This window comes from Vibrio jasicida CAIM 1864 = LMG 25398 (genome assembly GCF_000400365.1).
GTDB classification, from domain to species: domain Bacteria; phylum Pseudomonadota; class Gammaproteobacteria; order Enterobacterales; family Vibrionaceae; genus Vibrio; species Vibrio jasicida.
Genome location: NZ_BAOG01000128.1, coordinates 1 through 2,374 on the forward strand (window position 1 = coordinate 1; position 2,374 = coordinate 2,374).

Genomic DNA, 2,374 nt, shown 5'->3' on the forward strand with positions numbered 1-2,374 from the left:
GTGGAGGGGGACGGATTCGAACCATCGAAGGCAGTGCCGGCAGATTTACAGTCTGCTCCCTTTGGCCACTCGGGAACCCCTCCAGGGTATTTTTATACTTAAGATTTGTTTTCCCAACACATCTCTCAAGTGCGGAGCGCATCATAGCAAACTCGCTCCGGCTGTAAAGCGTTTTTCTTACGTTTTTACGTTGAATGCTGCCTTTTTGGGCAAAGATGGTAGAAAGTCAGCGTTTTGTATGTCGTTTATACAAAAGGAAAACCTTCTTTTTACTTGAATTTACACTACTTGACGTTAGAGGACGTATCTACTGATAAACTGTATTCAGTTTAATGACATAAGTTTATTCGATTAATAGTCAAGATTATGAGTATGAGAGCCACTTTATCTGTTTTAACGCTTTCTATTTTAATGGCTTCGCCAGTAGCTTTTGCTGCCAAACGTGGTCCATCTACAGTTACGGTAGTAACTGAACAAGTAGAAACGCATGAAATTAACCAATCTCTGTCGTTGATCGGCAAGTTAGAAGCGGCCGAATCCGTAGTGGTTGCTTCTGAAGTCGCTGGCAAGGTGAAAAAAATCGCCGTTAACGCCAATCAAAACGTTCAGCAAAACCAGCTTTTGATTCAACTTAACGATGATAAAGCACAAGCTGCCTTAATAGAGGCAAAAGCATACCTAAAAGATGAACAGCGTAAGTTAAAAGAGTTTCAGCGTTTGGTTAAACGTAATGCGATTACCCAAACTGAAATTGATGGGCAAAAGGCGAGTGTTGAAATTGCACAAGCGCGTCTAGATGCCGCTAAAGCTAACTTATTGGATCTTCATATTAGTGCACCTTTTGCCGGTACCGTTGGTTTTATTGATTTTAGCAAAGGTAAAATGGTCAGCGCTGGTTCTGAATTATTGACGCTTGATGACCTCTCTGTCATGGAATTGGATCTTCAAGTTCCTGAACGTTACCTATCGATGTTGTCGGTCGGTATGGAAGTGCATGCCACCACCAGTGCTTGGAATAATCAAGAATTCGTGGGTAAGGTAACAGGTATTGATACGCGAATTAGTGCTGAAACCTTAAACTTACGTGTTCGTATCGAATTTGATAACCCAGAAAATCACTTAAAACCTGGCATGCTGATGAATGCATCGTTGGCATTTCCTGCGATTAAAGCGCCAATCATTCCGGTTCAAGCTCTTGAGTATTCAGGTACTAAGCGTTTTGTATACGTGATTGATGAAGACAATAAAGCAATGCGTCAGGAGGTCTTTCTAGGAGCGCGTGTTGATAATGAGGTTGTGATCGAATCGGGTGTTGAGATCGGCGACAAAATAGTGGTTCAAGGCATCGTAAATATGCGTGATGGCGTTGAAGTCGCTGAAATTGTCGCGCCAACTCAATCGAAAAGTGCACATGCTGCAGATGCAGAAGGCAAAGCGGCTAAGGAAGCGAACTAATGTTACTTTCTGACGTTTCCGTAAAGCGCCCTGTCGCTGCGCTGGTATTGAGTATGCTGCTGTGTGTATTCGGCTTTGTGTCGTTTACTAAACTTGCAGTCCGTGAAATGCCAGACATCGAAAGCCCAGTGGTTTCGATCAGCACACGTTATGAAGGCGCCTCTGCCACCATTATCGAGAGCCAAATAACGTCGGTATTGGAAGACCAGCTTTCTGGTATCAGTGGTATCGACGAAATTAGCTCGACGACGCGCAACAGTATGTCGCGCATCACCATCACCTTTGAATTGGGTTATGACCTTAATACGGGCGTAAGTGATGTTCGTGATGCGGTGGCTCGTGCTCAGCGTTCATTACCGGACGAAGCCGACGACCCTGTGGTCTTTAAGAACAACGGTTCGGGCGAAGCTTCCCTCTATATTAACCTTAGCTCGTCTGAAATGGACCGAACCCAGCTAACAGACTACGCGGAACGTGTTCTGATGGACCGTTTCAGTCTGATCTCTGGTGTAAGTTCTATCGACTTGTCTGGTGGCTTGTACAAAGTAATGTATGTGAAGCTTAAACCAGACCTGATGGCGGGTCGCTCGGTTACAGCATCTGATATTACGACAGCATTACGAAGTGAAAACTTGGAAAGTCCAGGTGGTGAGGTTCGTAACGATTCAACCGTCATGTCAGTTCGTACAGCACGTTCGTACAATACGCCAGAAGACTTTCAATATCTTGTTGTGAAACGTGCTAGCGATAACACGCCTATTTATTTGAAAGATGTGGCGGACGTATTCATTGGTGCGGAAAACGAAAACTCAACCTTTAAGAGTGATGGTGTAGTCAACATTAGCTTAGGCGTCGTTCCGCAATCAGACGCTAACCCACTAGAAGTGGCACAGGCGGTGCGTTCAGAAGTAGATAAGAT

1 protein-coding gene, 1 tRNA gene and 1 pseudogene are annotated in these 2,374 nt (G+C 44.6%); 2 read left to right on the forward strand and 1 reads right to left on the reverse strand.

Annotated features, from left to right (window positions below):
• Position 1: 1 nt before the first annotated feature.
• Positions 2 to 83, reverse strand: a tRNA-Tyr gene (locus tag VJL_RS24170).
• A 283-nt stretch (positions 84 to 366) separates the two neighbouring features.
• Here VJL_RS24170 and VJL_RS24175 point away from each other — a divergent pair.
• A complete protein-coding gene (locus VJL_RS24175) occupies positions 367 to 1,455 on the forward strand; it encodes an efflux RND transporter periplasmic adaptor subunit (protein WP_038873962.1) in 1,089 nt (362 codons plus the stop codon).
• A pseudogene (gene vmeF / locus VJL_RS24180) lies at positions 1,455 to 2,374 on the forward strand (multidrug efflux RND transporter permease subunit VmeF); the annotation flags it as partial. The gene VJL_RS24175 and the pseudogene vmeF, both read left to right, overlap by 1 nt.